Source organism: Legionella sp. D16C41, assembly GCF_048541585.1.
Lineage (GTDB): Bacteria > Pseudomonadota > Gammaproteobacteria > Legionellales > Legionellaceae > Legionella_C.
Genome location: NZ_CP183303.1, coordinates 2,378,620 through 2,399,179, shown reverse-complemented (window position 1 = coordinate 2,399,179; position 20,560 = coordinate 2,378,620). Strand labels below are relative to the sequence as shown.

Genomic DNA, 20,560 nt, shown 5'->3' with positions numbered 1-20,560 from the left:
AGTTTTATTTATCAAAGGTGGGCATAAATTTTTTTAAAGTGCTTCCTTCATGCGCTTTAGCCGGATCGATTGTTAAAATGGGTGCACCGAAGGCAAAATTAATTTTGTTTAAATCAAGCCAAATTACGTTAGGGGTTGATGTAGAGTGAAAATAATAAGTTTTATTAGTTAAATCAGCTATGGTAATCCAGCGCGTTGGCCATGCTGATTCTTTACTACCTGAAAATTCCTCGGCACCAAAGGGTACCATGGCTGTTCTTATAACAGATAAAAGGTCGTTTACGGATTGAGTAAAATGAATTTCTTTTGGTAGAGTTTTTAAAAAAAATGCTACACGAACAAAGCGACTAATAGGGTCAACATCACCAGGAAGTGGTAGATTGCCGCCAAAGCCTTTATAATTTTTCAAGTTAGTAAGTTGAATATTATATGCTGGTTCATTAGTCATTATTTGGTATTGGTGACCATGATAAACATTCATTTTCCCGTTAATAAATTCAATAACTGCCGAATCTCCTGTTGCATCTTCCATCGTTAAATGAAGTGGCCAGACTTGTCCATCTAACTTTGTTGCTACAATTTCTAAATTTTTGGTACCTGCTAATGCTTCGTTGACAGTAGAGAAGTTATCTAAGATATATTTAGCCCACATTAGGTTAGAGATTTTAGGTCGATTATCATTATAATGTGGATACTGAGTATTCTTTAAATAAAGTAAATGAACAGCTAACCCTTTTTCATTTATCCCATCGGTAACAGTATTTCCATGAAGTGCTGTTACCGATGTGGTACCATATTTAGAGCGCCACTGTAATGAATTTTTATCTGTTTGGCCATTGTGTTCGGTACCACGAGGTTCGGCAATAATTAAAGGTAAATCAGAAATATATAGATCCATTGTGCGGGCTACTACTAAGGACTTAGATGTAGCATTGGAAAAAACGGTAGTACAGGCATAAACACTAAAAACATTTATTAATAAACACATTAAGATAATCGTACGCAAACTTGTTACATTCATTAACATAAGGTAGCCCTTTCGTTACTAATTTATTATTAAGCATAAATCAATATAAAAAATTATGTTGCTAAAGTAGGCTTACTGTAAAAAATAGTTTACAATATCGGCTGTTTTTACTGTAAATAGAACTAAATTGGTACTATATTATTAGTTATGAGGCACATTCATAATTAATGGATGATTTCTTGATACTTAATATTAATTTTCAGTAGATTTATAGTCTTGTTTTTAATTAAGGACCAATTTGGTACTAGATTATTTAAGGTGGTAGTGATATGCTGCGTATCAGCAAATTGGCCGATTATGGAACAGTGGTCATGGTGTATTTAGCGAGGCGTCACAATAAACTTTGTAATGCTCGTGATATTGCTTTACATACTCATCTTTCAGTACCAACAGTAAGCAAATTACTAAAACAGTTAACTGCTGCAAAATTATTAACTTCCGTGCGAGGTGTATCAGGTGGATACCGCCTCCAAAGAGTAGCAGCAGAGATTTCTGTTGCTGAGATTATTTATGCATTAGAAGAGCAAGAATTGGGTTTAACTGAATGCAGCATTCACCCCAATGAATGTTCTCTACAAGGCGTTTGTCATATCCAAGGAAATTGGCAATTGATAAGCCGAGCAATAAAGACAGCTTTAGATAGCGTAAGTTTAGAAATGCTAGCAAAACCTTCTTTACAGCCTATTGAAATTGAAAAAATTAAAGAGCTAGCAAGTGGAGTACATCGTGGCTAAAAGTAATGAGCAAATAAATACCCTTCTGGAAAGAGACTACCAGCATGGTTTTGTAACTGAGATTGAAGCTGAGACCTTTGCACCAGGCTTAAATGAAGAGGTGGTTCGACGATTATCTGCTATTAAAGGCGAGCCTGAGTTTATTTTAAATTGGCGCCTTAAAGCGTTAGAATACTGGCGAACTATGCCGCAGCCTACCTGGGCAAGTGTACATTATCCGCCTATTGATTATCAGGCTCTTTCTTATTATTCAGCGCCTAAACAAGTCAAAAATGCGCCTAAGAGTCTAGACGAAGTTGATCCAGAATTATTACGTACGTATGAAAAATTAGGTATTCCATTACGAGAACAAGAACTATTGGCAGGTGTTGCGGTAGATGCTGTATTTGATAGTGTCTCGGTGGCAACAACCTTTAAGGCGAAGTTAGCAGAAGTAGGCGTTATCTTTTGTTCTTTCTCAGAAGCTGTTCATAATCATCCTGATTTAATAGAACAATATTTAGGGTCAGTGGTGCCTTATCGTGATAATTTTTATGCAGCACTAAACTCAGCTGTATTTAGTGATGGATCATTTGTCTATATTCCTAAAGGTGTGCGTTGCCCCATGGAGTTATCAACTTACTTTCGAATTAATGCAGCTTCCACGGGACAATTTGAGCGAACCTTAATTATTGCTGACTGCAATAGTTATGTATCTTATTTAGAAGGTTGTACAGCACCTATGCGTGATGAAAATCAATTGCATGCGGCAGTAGTGGAATTAGTTGCACTTGAAGGTGCACAAATTAAATATTCTACAGTACAAAATTGGTATCCAGGGGATAAAGAGGGGAAGGGAGGAATCTATAATTTTGTAACCAAACGTGGCGCTTGTCGTGGTAAGCGTTCTAAAATTTCTTGGACGCAAATTGAAACAGGCTCGGCAATCACTTGGAAATATCCAAGTGTTATTTTGCAAGGTGATGATTCAGTAGGTGAATTTTACTCTGTAGCACTTACTAATAATTTTCAGCAAGCTGATACTGGTACTAAAATGATTCATTTAGGCAAAAATACTCGTTCTACCATTATCTCAAAAGGAATTAGTGCCGGAAAATCACATAATGCATATCGAGGGCTGGTTAGAATTGCGCCAACGGCAACTAACGCGCGTAATTTTACTCAATGTGATTCTTTATTAATGGGTGATGAATGTGCAGCGCATACGTTTCCCTATATCGAAGTCAAAAATCCCACAGCACAGCTTGAACATGAAGCGACAACATCAAAAATTAGTGAAGAGCAGTTGTTTTATTGTCAGCAACGCGGTATCGATACGGAAGATGCTGTATCAATGATTGTAAATGGTTTTTGCAAACAAGTCTTAAAAGAACTCCCAATGGAATTCGCGGTAGAAGCGACAAAATTGCTAGGTATTAGTTTGGAAGGGGCAGTAGGTTAATATGTTAAAAATTAAACAATTAAATGTAGCTATCAATGGACAGCCAATTTTAAAAGGAATTGATCTTAACGTTAATGCTGGTGAAGTTCACGCTATTATGGGCCCTAACGGCTCAGGAAAAAGTACCTTGTCTAAAGTGTTAGCTGGCCATCCTGCTTATACAGTGACAAGTGGCGAAATTAATTATCTAGGCCAAGATTTGCTACCTTTTTCGCCTGAAGAACGTGCAAGAGCTGGTGTCTTTATGTCTTTTCAATATCCTGTAGAAATTCCTGGTGTAACCAATATTAATTTTCTTAAAGCATCAGTCAATGCAGTGCGTAAAGGACAGGGCAAAGAGCCATTAGATGCTATCGAATTCTTAAATTTTATTCGTAAACTATGTCAGTTATTAGATATGGATGAAAGTTTTTTATATCGCAGTATTAACGAGGGTTTTTCAGGTGGGGAGAAGAAGCGTAACGAGATTTTACAGCTACTGGCCCTTGAACCTAAATTGGCAATTTTAGATGAAACTGATTCAGGCTTAGATATCGATGCACTGCGTATTATTTCCCAAGGTGTAAATGCGATGCGCTCACCAAGTCGCGCTATTATTTTGGTAACGCATTACCAGCGACTATTAGATTATATTGAACCTGATTTTATTCATGTTTTAGCAAATGGCCGAATTATTAAGTCTGGGGATAAGTCCTTAGCATTAGAATTAGAGAAGAAAGGCTATAGCTGGCTTGAGGAGAAAGAGCAAGTATGAGTGACATTCTTGAATTCTACCAAGGTCAAGCGAAAGCGAACTATTTAGCTGAACCATGGTTGGCATCTTTACAAAAACAGGCCTTAGAAGATTTTAATTATTTTGGCTTTCCAACGCGCAAACAAGAGGAATGGAAATATACAGCCCTAGATAGCTTTCTACAGCAACGTTTTCATAATCGCTTGCCATTAGATAGTTTTTGTCAAGATAAATTAGTTCACAATTTGCCCCCAGCAGGCTTAGGTATAACCATTTGTAATGGACAAATTGTTAAGCTCGATGAGCTTTCTTTACAATTACCCAAAGGGGTAATTATATTGCCTTTACTAGAAGCAGTTAAAGCCTATCCAGAGAAGGTAAAACCGTATCTTGCGCAATTATTAAAGCATGAACATGGTTTTCAAGCTTTAAATACAGCGTTTTTACAAACTGGTTTATTTATCTATTTGCCAGAAAATGTCCATTTAACTCAGCCTTTGTTGCTAACGCATTGGCAAGATGAACAAGAACAAGGTATTTACCCACGTCATTTAGTTATTGCAGAGGCAAATAGTCAAGCCACTATTATAGAAACTTTTAATGGGCAGGCAGATAGTAGCTATTTAACTAATACTGTAACTGAAATCTATTTAGCTAAACAGGCTAAATTGGTTCACTATAAAATTCAAAATGAAAGTAAGTCTGCATTTCATATTGGTCATTTAGCAGTAAAACAGGCGCTTGAAAGCCAGTTTGAAAGTCATTCTATTAGTTTAGGTGGCCGCTTAGTACGTAGCGATGTTTCAATCTATTTAGTAGAAGAAGAAGCAAAAAGTGTAATGAATGGACTTTATTTGCCTAATGATAATCAACATATCGATCATCACACTACGGTCTATCATCAAGTGCCTAATTGTCAAAGTGATCAAGATTATAAAGGTATTTTAGCAGGACGCTCACGTGCTGTTTTTAATGGAAAAGTAATTGTTGCTAAGCATGCACAACATACGCAAGCAAGGCAACAGAATAAAAATCTATTGTTATCAGCGCAAGCTGAAGTGGATACTAAACCACAATTAGAAATTTTTGCAAATGATGTTGTTTGTTCTCATGGTGCCACAGTGGGGCAGCTAGATGAAGAGGCACTATTTTATTTAGCTACACGTGGAATTTCACGTATGCAAGCTAAACTTTATCTAGTTCATGCCTTTGCTGCAGAAAATTTAAGTCAGATACCGCATACTGAAATAAGAGAATGGATAGCTACTTTAATCAACAATCAGTTGAGGTGATTATGAATACAGCTATTTTAAATACCAATTTTGATGTTGATGTTATCCGTAATGATTTTCCGGTTTTACAACAAAAAGTTAATAACTACCCGTTAATTTATTTTGATAATGCAGCCACAACACAAAAGCCTAAAGCAGTTATTGAAGCGATAAAACACTATTATACCTATGATAATGCGAATGTGCATCGTGGTGTCCATGCTTTAAGTGCTCGCGCTACATTACAATTTGAACGTGTTCGTAATAAAGTACAGCGATTTATTAATGCACCATCCGTTAATGAATGTATATTTGTACGTGGTACCACCGAGGCTATTAACTTAGTAGCCCAGAGTTTTGTAGCGCCTCGCATCAAACCTGATGAAGAAATTCTAATAACCCATATGGAACATCACTCCAATATTGTGCCATGGCAAATGGTTTGTAAGAAAACAGGGGCAAAATTGCAAGTAGCGCCTATTTCTTATAGTGGTGAGATATTGCTTGACGAATTTGAAAAAAAATTAAATGAGAATACGAAATTTGTAGCTATTACTTATGCGTCTAATGCATTGGGTACAGTAAATCCCATCAAGCAAATGATTGAAATGGCGCACGCTTATGGTGCGGTTGTGTTAGTCGATGGGGCTCAGGCAACAGCGCATTATCCTGTTGATGTAGTTGATTTAGGTTGTGATTTTTATGCCTTTTCTGGTCATAAAATGTATGGTCCAACTGGTATTGGCGTTTTATGGGGGAAAACGCATTTATTAGAAGATATGTCTCCCTATCAAGGTGGTGGCGAAATGATTAATTTTGTTACCTTTGATGCCACGGAATATGCGCCTATTCCTTATAAATTTGAAGCAGGTACACCAAACATTGCTGGTGTTATGGGATTAGGTGCGACACTAGATTATTTAGCTACCTTAGATATGGAAGCGGTTTCTGCTTATGAAGATTATTTGCTGCAGTATGCGACAGACGCTCTATTAAATGTAAAAGGTTATCATATTATTGGTACAGCAAGGCAGAAAGTTCCCATTATTTCATTTGTGCATGGTAAAATACACGCTCATGATATTGGTACAATTTTAGATAATGAAGGTATTGCTATTCGCAGTGGCCATCATTGTGCTATGCCTGTAATGAGCTTTTATGATGTCGCTGCCACAACTCGAATTTCTTTATCTTTCTACAATACAACAGCAGAGGTTGATCGTTGTATGAATGTACTAGAAAAAGTGAAAGAGGTATTTGCATGAACACGGAATTACGAGAATTATATCAAGAAATTATAATCGATCATAATCGTAATCCACGTAATCATTACCAAATGGAAGAACCTACGGCAACTGCTAATGGTTATAATCCTTTGTGTGGTGATAAATTAACTGTTTATCTAAAAGTAAGAGATAATATTGTTGAGAGTTTAAGCTTTGTTGGATGTGGTTGTGCTATCTCCCAAGCGTCGGCATCTTTAATGACAGAAGCTTTAAAAGGAAAAACTGTCGAAGAAGTAAAACATATTTTTGAAGGGTTTCATCATATGCTAACTAGTGATGAAGAAAGTCAATGGATAATAGTTGACAAATTATCAGTACTAGCAGGTGTTAAGGCATTTCCTGCTCGGGTTAAATGTGCGACACTCGCCTGGCATACCCTAAATGCCGCTTTAAACCATTGCCAAGACCCAGTTAGTACGGAGTAGTATTATGTTTGGCTTGAAGAAAAAATCTAATGATGAGGCATTAAAAGAGCAAGTGATTGCCGCATTAAAAACAGTCTATGATCCAGAGATCCCAGTTAATATTTATGATCTAGGCTTAATTTATGACGTTAGTATTAATGAAAAGCATCATGTTCATATTCAAATGACTCTGACAAGCCCTGGTTGTCCAGTCGCGCAAACTTTTCCTGCTACAGTAGAACAAGCGATTAATCAAGTTGAAGGTGTAAGTGATTGCACCGTAGAATTAGTCTGGGAGCCAATGTGGACGCAAGAGCGCATGTCTGAAGTGGCAAAACTTGAATTAGGAATTTTTTATTAATGACTTGGCAGCCCTCCGCAACTTTATCAACATTACGCCAACGTGCACTTTTAATTAATAATATTAGAGATTTCTTCAATAAACGGGGTTATCTTGAAGTAGAAACACCTTATATGGCGCAATTTGGTATTACCGATGTTTATTTAAGTAATATTAAAGCCTCGTTTCGTGGACAAACCTACTACTTACAAACTTCACCCGAATATCATATGAAAAGGCTACTTGCAGCAGGTAGCGGCCCTATTTTTCAATTAGCGCGAGCGTTTCGAGATGATGAGTTGGGCCGTTGGCATAATCCTGAATTTACTATGTTGGAATGGTATCAATTAGATATTGATCATCATGGTTTAATGACAGAAATGGATGAATTACTCCAATTAATATTATCGTCAGCCCCGCTAATTAAAAAAACCTATCAGCAAGTTTTTGCAGAAATTTGTGATTTTGACCCGCTAACTATCACAATTGAAGAATTAAAAATAAAGTTAAAAAATTATAATTTAGACAATGTTTTAGCTGCAGACGAGGAAGATAGAGATCAATATTTATTTTTATTAATGAGTCATATAATAGAGCCTGCATTAGCGAGTCTACCGGCACCGGTAGCTATTTATAATTTTCCTATATCACAAGCTGCCTTAGCCCAAGTAAATGATGGCGTTGCTGAACGTTTCGAAATTTATTTTAAAGGAATTGAACTTGCTAATGGATTTCATGAGTTAAGAGATGCAAATAATCAGAAAAAACGCTTTGAAACAGATATTTTTTTGCGTCAAGCGAAAGGGCTGGAAAGTGCAAAGATAGATAAAAATTTATTAGCTGCGCTAGAAGCAGGTTTGCCTGCTTGTAGCGGCGTAGCTTTAGGTGTAGATCGTTTAATTACTTTAGCATTACATCATGAAGATATAAGCTCGGTATTAGCATTTGATTTTGCACGCGCCTAATTAGTACTTACATAGATATGTGGAAAGTTTAATTAAGTTTACTTTTAATTTAAGTAACCACTTAGCTACTGTCTTAATGACTACTTGAAATTTACTATGACTAAAAACCGTGTTTTTTTAATGACCACCTTTACCGTAATTAATACGGTAAAATGTATGCTATGGCTCATGTATACTGCGCATTTTACAAAGTAGACATTTTTTGTACCTAAGGATAAGTTGTGACCCTATTTGTAGCAGAAAAAACCTCTTTAGTTAGAAATGCAACTCTCAATGATATAGAGCAATTAATTGAATTAAGAAAGCTATTACTTAGCCAAGGAACAGGACATTATGTAGCTCAAACGCCGGAAGATGAGCTAGCCTGGCAAAACAGTTATGATACTTGGTTAAAAACTAACCTCAATCAAAGTGCCAATATCAAAGTAATTGTTACGTACTCTGCTTCTGATGAGAATATTATTACGGGTTGTGCAATTGGAATTATTGATGCGCGTGTACCTTTTAAAGGATGCTTAAATGGGAAAATGGGTTGGGTGCAGACTGTGGTCGTGCGACCTAACTATCGAAGGCAAGGGCTGGCAGAACAGCTGATGAATCATCTTTTTAAATGGTTTCATAACAATGAAGTTGGTAAAGTGACCTTACAAACAACCTCAGTGGCTAAATCACTATATGACAAGCTAGGTTTTATAGATTCTGGCGAAGCCTTTTTAATTAAAACCTTATCTTAAGGAATTATAATGAATATTCTAATTGTTGGATTAGGCTATGCTGGTAATCGTTTCTTACGTGCTTTGCAATACGTAGCTTCGCAACATCAACTAACTAGTTCATTATCGATAGCTTATGTTGATAAGCAGCAAAAAAAGCCTGATCTTCCCTATTTTAATACTGTCTCTACAGCGCTAAGTTCTTTTCAACCCGATCTGATCATTGTTACAGTTAATGATGAGTTTCATGCAGAAATTTTAAATCAGTTAACTAATTTCAGCGGTTTTGTTATTTGCGAAAAACCTTTAGCCAATAACAAAGATGATTTGAATCACTTAGCTGAAAATTTAAGCAAAATTTCTGGCTTTTGTTTTGATTTAATTGAGCGCTATGCTGAGACTACAGTTTGCTTAAAAAATTACATTAAAGAACATAAGCTTAAATTACTTCGTGCCCATTTTTACTGGGGTAAAGATCGGATTAATGATTATCGGCCTACTTGTGGAGTAACTAGTGAAGTCATTCATGCTTTAGATTTAATTCAGTATTTAACTGAATGTAGGCAAGATTATAAATTAAGTAATGCATTAGGTACTTGCTCTGATTTTTCTATTTCTGGCAGCCAGGTTTTAGATAGCGTGATGCTTTCTGCTTATCTTAACGAGGCAGTGATTACGGGATATAGCAGCTTTGTCAATATTACACGTAAACGAGAAATTGATTTAACTTTTACTACATCTCAGCATCAACTAGTCTATGCCCACATGGTTTTTGATACACCTGAATGGGATATTGATTACTTACGAGTTTGGCAAAAAACCCGTCAAGGAGATGACGTTTTACTTGAATTGCACACTGAAAAAGTGACTCGTAATAAGCAATTACAAACTATTGAAAAATTATGTAAGCTTGTAAACGATGTGATGCTCTTTATTAAATACAAGGCAATACCAGAGCAGGATTTTCCAGACCTTGCAGCTGCATTAAGCTTACAAAAATTACTAAATTCTATTGAATCTAGAGTTCAGACTATAGGCCCTATAACTTATACAGGACCGGTACGAGAGTTTTTAGTTGATGAGAGTGATTTAGAACGGCTTGGTTAAACAAGCGCTCACACGTATGTAACGAAAGGCTTTAAACTAAAATAAAGCCTTTCATCAAAATTTAAGATCACTTAATCTATTAAGCTGCAGAAAGCTTGGAAGCTTGTGATTTTTGCATAACAATAAGCAGCTGGCATATAGCTGCAACTAAAGCAACAATTCCAGCAGCATAAGGCAAATTAGTTGGCAACAATCCAAACCCTATGGCCAGACCACCAAGCGCTGAACCAATAGCGCTACCTAAATAATTAGCGGAACTATTTAATGCAACTGCTGCAGCGCCATGTTCTGGCTGGATTGATAATAGGGTATGTTGTTGTGGTGCTAGCGAAGACCATCCAGACGCTCCCCATAAAAAAATAGGCAAAAAGCATAAAATGGAATAAGGTAGTAGAGAAGGCAAAAATAGCATAGATGACGCCATAACTAATAATATTCCTGCCATTAATGCTTTAGGATGTCCGGTATAATCAATTAAAAAACCTATTGAAAAACTGCCTACGATACCTCCTAATCCCCATGCCCATAAATAGGGGGTTATAAAATTAACACCAATACTGTCAAATACAACAGGTGATAAATAAGTATAAAGGCCCAAACTAGAAATACTTGCGAGTATGGAAATTCCTACTGTTCGCGCAATTTTATAGTTTGTAAGCATTTTAATACGCTCGTTAAGCGTAGGCGGGGTTTTAGCAGCAAATGTAGGAAATTGCCAATAGATGCCAATTAAAGCTAAGATACCTAGCAGAGTAACAAACCAAAATGTATATTGCCAGTTAGAGTGTTGAGCAATTAACAATCCTAAGGGTACTCCGATTACAGTGCCTGTGCTCATTCCTCCTAATATAAAGCCAATTGCCCGCCCTTTCTTTTCATTAGACACTAATGAAACAGCAGCTGCTGCAGCCATGGGTGAAAATAATCCTGCTCCAATACCAGCAAAAGCACGAGCAATTAATAAGCCCATGAAGCTATGGGTAAGTCCACTTGCAGCATTAGCAAGTGTAAATATAGCCATGGCAATAAGAAGAATTTGGCGTATTGGCCGCCCAGATAATAGAGTAGAGAAAATTGGGGCAGATAAAGCATAACATAAAGTAAATACTGTAACAGTTTGGCCAATCTTAGATATACCTACCTGAAAAGAGGTATCAAGTGCCGGTATTAATCCGGCAATTACATAAGCATCTAATCCAAGAGCAAACATTCCTAGGACAAGAATGGTAATTTTTTTCATATTTTATAACCTTAATTCTGTAGCAGAGCCTTTTGATGGCATATTTAGGTTTTTGTAAACAAATTTCTTTTTAGCATTAGCTTGTTTATATGGAATACTAAAGTATTCAAAAACTTCGATTAAGGCATCTACTAACTGATTTATTTGTGTCTCGGTATGATTTGGCGTCACATTAACTCTAAAGCGTTCTGTCCCTACTGGAACTGTAGGTGAATTAATCGGTTGTAAATAGACTTGATGTAATTCAAGTAATCGGCGCCCAGCTGCTTTACATTTTTCTGCATTGCCAACTAATACAGGTAAGATATGCGTTTGACTTTGCTCAAGTATAGGAATACCTGCCGTATTTAATGCAGAACGAAGTAGTTGAGTTTTTTTATGTAACAGCTTCCGTTCATAGTCTGATTTTTTCAAATGCTCGATGCTAGTATAACACGCTGCTACGACTGCAGGTGGTAAAGAGGTCGTAAAAATAAATCCTGAAGCAAATGATCTAATTGCATCAATCATCAGTGAAGAGGCCGCAATATAACCTCCTATAACTCCTATGGCTTTTGCCATGGTGCCCTGAATAATATCAATTTGATCGGCTATGCCTAATTTGGCAGCAATTCCAGCGCCGCGAGGGCCATACATTCCTATAGCATGTACTTCATCAAGAAAAGTTATGGCATTATACTTTTTCGCAAGTTCTACTATTTTTTCAATTGGAGCAATATCGCCATCCATTGAATAAACGGATTCAAAAACAATAATTTTCGGGCGGTCATAAGGTACAGCTTCTAGCAAAGATTTTAAATGCTCAATATTATTATGCTTAAATATTATACGCTCTACAGGTGCATTGCGTATACCATTAATAATAGAGGCATGATTTAAGGCATCAGAAAATACTACACAATCAGGAAAGATGCGCAGTAAACACTGCAAGGTAGCATCATTGGAACTATAGCCAGTCGGAAAAACAAGCGCATTTTCTTTCTTATGCCAATCGGCTATAGCTGTTTCAAGTAAACTGTAATAAGCATGTGTACCACCAATATTCCTTGATCCGCCGGACCCAGCACCATAAAGTTGAATCGCATTTTGCATTGCTTCAATAACTTTTTGGTTCTGCGACATACCTAAATAATCGTTACTGCACCAAACAACAGTCTGTTCTTTAAAACCATCAACCCAGGCCATAGGATAACTACCTCTTATCCGATTAATAGTAATAAATTCACGATATTGTCCACTATTTTTTAGTTTTTGCAGCTTCTCTTCAAGAATACTGTTATACATATTTTACCTCCAATTTTAATACAATGCTTCCTGGCCCGTATGCTCCTAATTAAATTATTAATGTGTATAGATATGAAATTTTGCTGTTTGATAGCAGTATTGGCTGCAAATCTATTGATACCCCAGCTGCTTTGGTAATAAATATTTTTGTTCCTCTTTCGGTGTTTGATGATAAAAAAAGGTACTTCCATTAGTTCCATAGTTCTTGTTTTTAGGCGTAGGCTCAGTATGAGCAGGAGCGGTGGGCTCATTAGGTTCATCAGGTAATTCTTCTATTGTTACCGTTGACTTTTCTTTAAGCTCAGGCTCATGATTTTTCATAAGCCATCTAATACTTACCGCAAAAGCTGCAGCTAAAATTCCAACATCTCTAGTAATAAATAGCCAATTGGCATCTAAATCGAAATGCTCTGTTAACAGCGCACCAACGCCTAATGCCATCATTGACATAGTTAACAAACTAATAAGGGGAGCAAACATAACATCTTTGGAGCCACTTAATGCAGAAGCTGACATATTACGTACGGTGTCAAAAATTAACCCCACCGCATTAGTGATTAACATCGCTTGTGCCATAATCATAATTTCTTGATATTCAGGATCATCATGACTGACAAAAACTGATTGAATTTGTTTGGGCATACTTACTAAAAATGCCATAAGTCCCGTAGTAGCGAGCGCACCTGTTACAATTCCAGCATTACCAATACGCTTAAGATTTTTATTGATAACTTTTAGCTCATTAAATTTCCCTAATTGCTCAGCAATTTTCATTTTTCCTAATTGCTCTGAAATTTTAATACTAATACCTTGGCCAAGCGCTGCAGTAATTAATGTCGCTGCGGTAATAATTTGAAAAGAGCCATTAGCAGCCATAGAAGCGTTGCCGCCTTTACGAGCAATTAAAGCTGATAGGAAAAACATATTTCCCCATTCAGTAAGTGCTTGAAAACCTAAAGGTAAGCCCAATTTAAGCAAATCAGAAAATTGATTGAATAAGCCACGAAATTGAACTTTGTAGATTCTATAAGGTTCAAATTCAGGTTTTAAGAAATAAAGCCTTAAGGCTGCAAAACTTAACCAAGCAGCAGCAGACATGCCATAACCCAAACCAGCAGTTCCTAATTTAGGCAACCCAAACGAACCTAAGGCAAATGGATAGCCAAAACCCATAGATAAGAGTGGAAATAACGTACCAAAAATCATAGGGATGTATTTATGGCCTATAGCCATAGCAAATTGTTGATCACTAGTAGACCAATATATGGGTAGAAGTCCAGTTGCTGTACTATTTAAAAAACCTTCAATTTCTGTGACGAGCGCTGGAGCGATACCTGCAGCTCTTAATATAGGGCCCATACCAACCATAAAGGCAATTGAAGGAATTGCCAACATAGTGCCAAACGTCGTACTTTGTCTTAATTGATCACCTATAGCTTCTTGTATTTCTTTCGCTTCTAGAGTTTTTCCTGATTTAAGCAGTTCTTGCAGTTCACCATATTTTTTACCTACTAAAATGCCAGTGGCTAATAAAATTGATCTGCCTGGGCCAAGTACTGCATAAACTATACTAATCATTTGCGGGCCTGCAGCTGCAGCATTAGGTCCTATTTTAGGAGTAATAGAACCGTTCGTGAGTACATTGACTGCAACTGCTAGCCTTGAAATAGTAAAGGGTAGAGAAAAACTTGTTACATTCCATGCTGCTTGTGGATAGCTAACTGGGGATGGGCTTATTTGATTAGCTTCTAGATCCTGAGATTGCTCATTATTCTGTTCATCATTTTTTTTAGGATTTAATGGGCTTGATTCAGAAATTTTTTTGGGTTTCATGTAACAACTCGCCAATATTTTAAAGAAAAAAATTTGCGCGATATTAACTAATTATGATCATTTTTAACACCGTAGTATTTACGGTAATATTGCAATTTTTAAGGCATGTTGGGAATTTAAAAGTCAATTAGAAAGGGAAGCAAAATGAATTTTGTTGTAATTTAGTAATTTTTATTCATAAAAAGTACATTCTGGGTTTATTTGTGCATAGTTTAAGTATAATGCTAAATTAATTCTGGGTATAAATTGAAAGCTCTGGGTAATAGCTCAGAACGTTTTTTTACACCAAATTTAGATTTAATATTTTCAAGATAATATTCTATAGTTCGATGAGATAAGTTTAGAATATTCGCAATATATTTTAGAGAGTAACCTTTCATATAGAGTTGTAAGCATTGTACTTCTCTAGGAGTTAACTTTATTTTTACAGTTTTTGTAGAGTTTAACTGAGCAAGTTTAGTCTCACTTTCCAAGTCATTTTCTAAAATATTACCAATATTAGAAATAAGATCATTAAACTCTGAAAGGTTGTAGTTATCTACAATTATAGAAATACCACATAAGCCAATTATTTCGTTTTCTCTATATAAAGGGGCTTTTATCGACAAAAATTGGGCTTGTTTTTTTTCAGTAATAGCAAGTTCCATAAACACTTGCACAGACTTTTTTTCTAAAATTAATCTATCGTTAGCTAATACACTTTCGAGTGAAATAGCATTTTTTATAATATCGCTATCTTTAAAACGCCCTGATACCTCTTCAGGAGATAAATCTAAAAAAGATAACATTTGATTATTACTGGCCAGGTATATTCCCTCAATACTCTTAAAATAGATATGATGATAAACTTGTGCGAGCTCCGGAATGCAGCGATTATTTAATAAAAATTTTTCTAAAAAAGTATAACTGGCCATATTAAATACATCTATATAAAAACAAGAATCCTTATTTAATCTAACTTAAAGGACTTTAAATAATTAAAGAAAAAGATATTATAAGGAAGTTGACATTTTTTTCTATAAAATAAATAGAATCATATTGAAAAAATTAGGAACAAGCCGTAAAAATTTTTTCTATACACTTTTAAAGAAAAAATTTTGCTGGAATTAGTAGCTAAATAGTAAATTATAACTTTTAAACCGATTAGTTTGATACTTTATTTGTGAATGATTAATATCGCTTAGCGAGAGGAAATTATAATTAATAAATAATTTTCATTTAGCTATCTTCAATACAGTAAGGTAGTTAATTCTATACTAAGAGCCCTAACAGATTATTCATTAAGATTTATTAGAAAATTTAGTAATAAAATTAATTAATTACTAAACACTTTATTGAGTATAAGAATAAGAAAGCTTATAGTGACTACTTAAAATTAATTTATCAGTTGTTCTAATTAAGTTTACTTTCAGGGATTTTCATGTTTAAGCAATTAAAAATATCTGCTCAAACCACTACATCTATGCAATCAGCTCGGAAAAAAATATTATTCTTGCTCAGTAGTGTTTTTTTATTGATTGGCTTACTTTATTTTATTTATTGGGTAGTTTATGCACGTTATTTTCAAACTACAGATAATGCTTATGTTGCCGGCAATGTTATTCCAGTTTCAGCACAGATTACAGGCAATGTTATAGAATTGAATGTTGATGATACCCAACTTGTGCAAGCAGGACAAAGTTTAATTAAATTAGACCCCACAGATAGCGCAGTAGCTTTAGATCAGGCGAAAGCTAATTTAGCGCTTGCATTAAGGCAAACTCAGCAATATTTTATTAATAATAGAGAATTACAAGCAATTATTCAGTCTCGACAATCTGATTTACAAAAAGCTAAAGTGGACTTACAGCGCCGACAAACGGCTATCAAGCGGGGTGCCATTTCTCAGGAAGAATTAACCCATGCTGAGGATAGTTTTAATGTAGCTAATGCAGCATTGTTGCAATCCCAAGCCCATTGGGAGGCAAACCTTGCACTGACGCATCGAACCAATAGTATTAATCATCCCCATGTCCGACAAGCTATGGCTGCTTTAAGACAAGCTTACCTTAATTATATTCGTAGTACGATTCGTGCTCCTTTATCTGGCTATGTAGCAAAGCGAGCTGTTCAAATAGGCCAGCGGATCATTCCAGGCCAAATATTATTAGCTATTATCCCCTTAAATCAGATTTGGGTTGATGCCAATTTTAAAGAAAAACAGCTTGGTAAAATACAAATTGGTCAGCAGGTAACATTAACATCAGATCTCTATGGCGCTAAAGTAAAATATCATGGACGTATTACCGGTTTTTCAGCAGGAACGGGTAGTGCTTTTGCTTTGCTGCCGCCGCAAAATGCGACGGGTAACTGGATTAAAGTAGTGCAGCGTTTACCAGTTCGGATAAGCCTTGATGAACAAGAATTAAATGCACATCCCTTGCGCATTGGTTTGTCTATGAAAGTCACGGTAGATACACGCAATAAAAATGACAACCAGGTGACTCAATTGGCTAACTCTCGCTATCAAACTACTATTTTTAATAATTTAATGAAACAAGCAGACAATATTATTAATGATATTGTGCAAGAAAATATTTTAAGATCTAGTGACTTAAAAATTGCAGATAAAGAGTCTTTTATTAATATTAAATTAAATAATACCAATGCAAACATCTAATCTTGTAAATTACCCGCCTCTTGCGGGTAGTAAATTAGTTATAGCGACGATTGCTGTTGCCTTAGCTACTTTTATGATAGTGCTTGATTCGTCGATTGCTAACGTTGCTATTCCAACCATTGCAGGTTCTTTAGGAGTATCTGTAGATGAAGGGACTTGGGTAATCACACTTTTTTCTGCTGCAAATGCTATTTCTATACCTTTAACTGGTTGGCTTACGCAGCGGTTAGGACAAGTAAAACTTTTTATCAGTGCTATTTTCCTATTTGTTTTTGCTTCATTTTGCTGTGGAGTTGCAACTAATTTAACAATGTTATTAGCTGCACGTATTTTACAAGGTTTAGTTGCAGGCCCACTTATTCCTCTTTCTCAAGCTATTTTACTAGGCTCCTATCCTAAAGAAAAAAGCGCTATTGCGTTAGCTTTATGGGGAATGACTGCTACTGTCGGGCCTATCGCAGGGCCTACTTTAGGCGGCTGGATTACTGATAGTTATAGTTGGTCTTGGATTTTTTATATTAATTTACCAATTGGAATATTTGCAGGAATTGTAACTTGGATGATCTATCGTGATCGCGAAACCCCAATACTTAAGCTACCGATTGATAAATTAGGCTTATTTTTGCTTATCCTTTGGGTAGGGGCTTTTCAAATTATGCTTGATAAAGGTAAAGACTTAGATTGGTTTAACTCTTCTACAATTATTATCTTAGCGATCCTTGCTTTTATTAGTTTTTGTTATTTTTTAGTTTGGGAATTAACCACAGAAAATCCCGTTATCGATTTAAGGCTTTTTAAAGGCCGCAACTTTGCCGGTGGAACTATTGCTATCTCAGTAGCTTATGGCGTTTTTTTTGGCACTTTTGTCTTATTACCACAGTGGATACAGCAGGACTTAGGTTATCCCTCCTTACATGCTGGCCTAGTTATGGCTCCATTAGGGATTTTTGCAGTAATTTTATCGCCTATATTAGGTAAAATTTTGCCAAAAACTGATGCGCGTATTATTGTAACTTGTGCATTTATTTTATTTGGTGCGGTTTTTTACATGCGGTCCTTGTATACAACGACAATTGACATTAATCATCTGATAATACCAACCTTATTACAAGGTATTCCAATGGCTATGTTTTTTATACCTTTAACTACAATTATCCTTTCTGGACTTAGCCCGGAAAAAGTACCGGCTGCAGCTGGCTTATCGAATTTTGTGCGAATTTTTTCAGGTGCTATCGGTACATCCATTACAAATACTTTATGGAGTCATCGCGCGATTGTGCATCATGCGCAACTAACCGAGCAGGCCACTTTATTTACTTCTACTTTTACCGATTATTTGTCAAATTTGCATAATTTGTTAGGTCTTAATCAGGAGCAACAATACGCAATTTTTAATTACATGGTAAATATTCAAGCTAATATGCTAGGCCTTAATGATATCTTTAGAGTGTCTGCCTTTATTTTTATTACTTTAATTCCTTTAATTTGGATTACTAAACCTAAAAAAGTGAAGCTTGATGATCTAAGTTCTGTTGCTCATTAACTTAATAGATTTCATCCCAAACTCTATCACAGAAGCCAGTCGGCAAGTTGCGGCAGTGCTTAAATTCTTATGTATTCTTGTACACTTCGCTCTGTGCTGGCGCAACTTATCACTTAGTGCGCTCTAACAAGTTTGGAAAGAATTCTAATACCAATTAAAAATTAAATATAATCTTTAATTTAGCACATTACTTATAAAATAATAATAACAATATTAAAAGCTTAAATAACGAGCTTTCGATATTATTAAGGCGCCTTTAATAAGTTTGCACATGAGTTAAGAGAAGGTTTTTGGGGTTGTAAAGTATATGACGCTAAGCCTATTAATAAATGATCGAGGGCATTAACTCTATACAAAACGATTATAACTGACTAGCCTTGAAAATTCACAGTTCAAATGTTTTTGAATATGTTGTGTGTAATACTTCTTAAATCATGAAATCTAAATTGATGGAAGTAAATCATAATCGTCATGATTTGCTTGGTGGATTGAGGGAGCCGGTTTTTTCAGAATGTTTTACACCACATACAAGCATCTGTATTCTAAAACAAGTATTTTTAAGCTATTTAACTAATATATAGCAACCCAAGGGATTTTATTTTGAGCTTTGCTTCTTAGGACGGTTAATAGCTTTCTTGAGCTTGCTATGATGGCTACTTTTCCAAGTTTACCCTTGCTTTTCAGCTTATTATAAAACGATTTAATCAGTGGGTTGCATTTTATTGCTGAGATAGTCGCTAAGTACAATAGACGCCTAATTTTAGCTCTACCTGCTATTATCCGCCGATAACCACGCATCTTACCACTATCGTTATTCATTGGTGCAACACCTATCAATGCTGCTAATTGTTTATCGGTGTGAGTAAGCAGTTCAGGTAAATCAGCTATTAGCCGAACCGCTGTGATTAGCCCAATACCTGGAATAGAGGTATATAGCTCAAATAAAAATTTAACTGAATCGTTGCTGTTTACACACTTAACTAATTGCGCCTCAATGTTTTCTATTTGTTTTTCAATCCATTTAATATGTGCTCTAAATGATTTAATAAGAACTTTATTAGTCATGGTTTCTAATCGATTTGACTCTTCAATGCGCATAGCAATAAGTTGCTCTCGACGATTTAATAGATCCCTAATATCTTGGTTTTCATTTTTTGAGCTTGCTGCATCTAAGGAAACTGCCATGACATAATCATGAATTACTTTTGCATCAAGTTTATCTGTTTTAGCGAGAATACCTAATGCTTTAGCATAAGCTCTAATATGATTTGCATGCAGCATCCGATAAGGTAAATAAAGCGCTTCAAAACAATTAATTAATTTTTCTCATAGCCTCCTGTTGCCTCAAAAGCACATAAGGTTATTTGTTTATGCTTATAGGGAACAAAAATAGGATGGAGTACTACGACTACATTACGAGGCATTATCCTCAAATGAACCCTTAGTACCTCCATCCGGCCCAATACAATGATCAATTCTAATGGACCTCTCTTCTCTTTACGAAAAGATATATTCAATATACAAATGAACCATCCTGCATACTGAGTTGGTGATTTATTGTTACCAACTTAGTATGCAAATTGAGTGTTTGATATAGATGAGAGATTCATTAATAAATATTAACGTATTGGGTATTAATATATTAACCCGGTACTAAATTATAACAAGGCTGTTACCCCTTTATAATGCAAGAAATTTTGGTTTTAAAGTGTAAGAATGGACGATAGAAAACTAATGATATTCGAATTACAGTAATCAAGAAGAAAAGCGGTGATAAAAGAAGGTCTAACGCAATCCAAAGCTGTAGCCTTATTTGGATTTACAACTGAGACGTAAAAGGTGCAGTTCATTAAATCCCAAATGGTTACTTTGAATAATGGGCAAACCTAAATTATTTATTTTAGACAAAATCATAGCCACGTAAATTTTTTGATGGTTTGCAACTAATTAGACAAGGCCATTTTTTGAGAGCCATATTTT

Annotated in this window: 18 protein-coding genes; 12 read left to right on the top strand and 6 right to left on the bottom strand. The window is 35.6% G+C overall.

Annotated elements, in window-relative coordinates; genetic code table 11:
* Positions 1–4: 4 nt before the first annotated feature.
* Positions 5–1,027, bottom strand: coding sequence for a linear amide C-N hydrolase (locus tag ACNVED_RS10370; protein ID WP_419418945.1), 1,023 nt, complete (start codon positions 1,025–1,027; stop codon positions 5–7).
* A gap of 269 nt (positions 1,028–1,296) precedes the next feature.
* On the opposite strand from ACNVED_RS10370, the gene ACNVED_RS10365 reads away from it, so the two are divergent.
* The 10 genes from ACNVED_RS10365 (at position 1,297) to ACNVED_RS10320 (ending at position 10,021) form a co-directional block, all read left to right on the top strand.
* Positions 1,297–1,761, top strand: coding sequence for an SUF system Fe-S cluster assembly regulator (locus ACNVED_RS10365; protein ID WP_419418944.1), 465 nt, complete (start codon positions 1,297–1,299; stop codon positions 1,759–1,761).
* On the top strand, positions 1,754–3,202 hold the full coding sequence (sufB, locus tag ACNVED_RS10360) for a Fe-S cluster assembly protein SufB (protein WP_419418943.1): 1,449 nt from the start codon (positions 1,754–1,756) through the stop codon (positions 3,200–3,202). Before ACNVED_RS10365 ends, sufB begins: the two co-directional genes overlap by 8 nt.
* 1 nt (position 3,203) lies before the next feature.
* Complete coding sequence (gene sufC / locus ACNVED_RS10355; RefSeq protein ID WP_419418942.1) at positions 3,204–3,956, top strand: Fe-S cluster assembly ATPase SufC; 753 nt, start codon at positions 3,204–3,206, stop codon at positions 3,954–3,956.
* On the top strand, positions 3,953–5,227 hold the full coding sequence (gene sufD / locus ACNVED_RS10350; RefSeq protein WP_419418941.1) for a Fe-S cluster assembly protein SufD: 1,275 nt from the start codon (positions 3,953–3,955) through the stop codon (positions 5,225–5,227). The genes sufC and sufD overlap by 4 nt, the downstream gene beginning before the upstream one ends.
* On the top strand, positions 5,227–6,471 hold the full coding sequence (locus ACNVED_RS10345) for a SufS family cysteine desulfurase (protein WP_419421174.1): 1,245 nt from the start codon (positions 5,227–5,229) through the stop codon (positions 6,469–6,471). The genes sufD and ACNVED_RS10345 overlap by 1 nt, the downstream gene beginning before the upstream one ends.
* A complete protein-coding gene (gene sufU, locus ACNVED_RS10340) occupies positions 6,468–6,917 on the top strand; it encodes a Fe-S cluster assembly sulfur transfer protein SufU (protein ID WP_419418940.1) in 450 nt (149 codons plus the stop codon). The genes ACNVED_RS10345 and sufU overlap by 4 nt, the downstream gene beginning before the upstream one ends.
* A 4-nt stretch (positions 6,918–6,921) precedes the next feature.
* Positions 6,922–7,257, top strand: a complete 336-nt coding sequence (locus ACNVED_RS10335) for an SUF system Fe-S cluster assembly protein (RefSeq protein ID WP_419418939.1) — start codon at positions 6,922–6,924, stop codon at positions 7,255–7,257.
* Positions 7,257–8,201 carry an elongation factor P--(R)-beta-lysine ligase gene (gene epmA / locus ACNVED_RS10330; RefSeq protein WP_419418938.1) on the top strand — a complete coding sequence of 315 codons (945 nt, stop codon included), beginning with the start codon at positions 7,257–7,259 and terminating at the stop codon, positions 8,199–8,201. Before ACNVED_RS10335 ends, epmA begins: the two co-directional genes overlap by 1 nt.
* Before the next feature lie 221 nt (positions 8,202–8,422).
* A complete protein-coding gene (locus ACNVED_RS10325; RefSeq protein ID WP_419418937.1) occupies positions 8,423–8,935 on the top strand; it encodes a GNAT family N-acetyltransferase in 513 nt (170 codons plus the stop codon).
* 9 nt (positions 8,936–8,944) lie between these two features.
* Positions 8,945–10,021, top strand: a complete 1,077-nt coding sequence (locus ACNVED_RS10320) for a Gfo/Idh/MocA family oxidoreductase (protein ID WP_419418936.1) — start codon at positions 8,945–8,947, stop codon at positions 10,019–10,021.
* A gap of 79 nt (positions 10,022–10,100) precedes the next feature.
* Here the strand turns inward: ACNVED_RS10320 and ACNVED_RS10315 are convergent, their stop codons facing one another.
* From ACNVED_RS10315 to ACNVED_RS10300, 4 genes are all read right to left on the bottom strand, one after another.
* Positions 10,101–11,261 (bottom strand): MFS transporter, encoded by a 1,161-nt coding sequence (locus ACNVED_RS10315; RefSeq protein ID WP_419418935.1) that lies wholly within the window; start codon positions 11,259–11,261, stop codon positions 10,101–10,103.
* 3 nt (positions 11,262–11,264) lie between these two features.
* On the bottom strand, positions 11,265–12,545 hold the full coding sequence (gene hemA, locus ACNVED_RS10310) for a 5-aminolevulinate synthase (RefSeq protein ID WP_419418934.1): 1,281 nt from the start codon (positions 12,543–12,545) through the stop codon (positions 11,265–11,267).
* A gap of 111 nt (positions 12,546–12,656) precedes the next feature.
* A complete protein-coding gene (locus tag ACNVED_RS10305; protein ID WP_419418933.1) occupies positions 12,657–14,378 on the bottom strand; it encodes a hypothetical protein in 1,722 nt (573 codons plus the stop codon).
* A gap of 224 nt (positions 14,379–14,602) precedes the next feature.
* The gene (locus tag ACNVED_RS10300; protein WP_419418932.1) at positions 14,603–15,292 is read right to left on the bottom strand and encodes a helix-turn-helix transcriptional regulator; all 690 of its coding nucleotides are present in this window, start codon (positions 15,290–15,292) and stop codon (positions 14,603–14,605) included.
* A gap of 506 nt (positions 15,293–15,798) precedes the next feature.
* Between ACNVED_RS10300 and ACNVED_RS10295 the strand changes: the two genes are divergently transcribed.
* Both ACNVED_RS10295 and ACNVED_RS10290 read left to right on the top strand, forming a co-directional pair.
* Positions 15,799–17,037 (top strand): efflux RND transporter periplasmic adaptor subunit, encoded by a 1,239-nt coding sequence (locus ACNVED_RS10295; RefSeq protein ID WP_419418931.1) that lies wholly within the window; start codon positions 15,799–15,801, stop codon positions 17,035–17,037.
* Positions 17,024–18,580, top strand: coding sequence for a DHA2 family efflux MFS transporter permease subunit (locus ACNVED_RS10290; protein ID WP_419418930.1), 1,557 nt, complete (start codon positions 17,024–17,026; stop codon positions 18,578–18,580). Before ACNVED_RS10295 ends, ACNVED_RS10290 begins: the two co-directional genes overlap by 14 nt.
* Before the next feature lie 570 nt (positions 18,581–19,150).
* On the opposite strand, the gene ACNVED_RS10285 is transcribed toward ACNVED_RS10290, so the two are convergent.
* Positions 19,151–19,861 (bottom strand): transposase, encoded by a 711-nt coding sequence (locus tag ACNVED_RS10285; RefSeq protein WP_419418929.1) that lies wholly within the window; start codon positions 19,859–19,861, stop codon positions 19,151–19,153.
* Between the last annotated feature and the right edge of the window lie 699 nt (positions 19,862–20,560).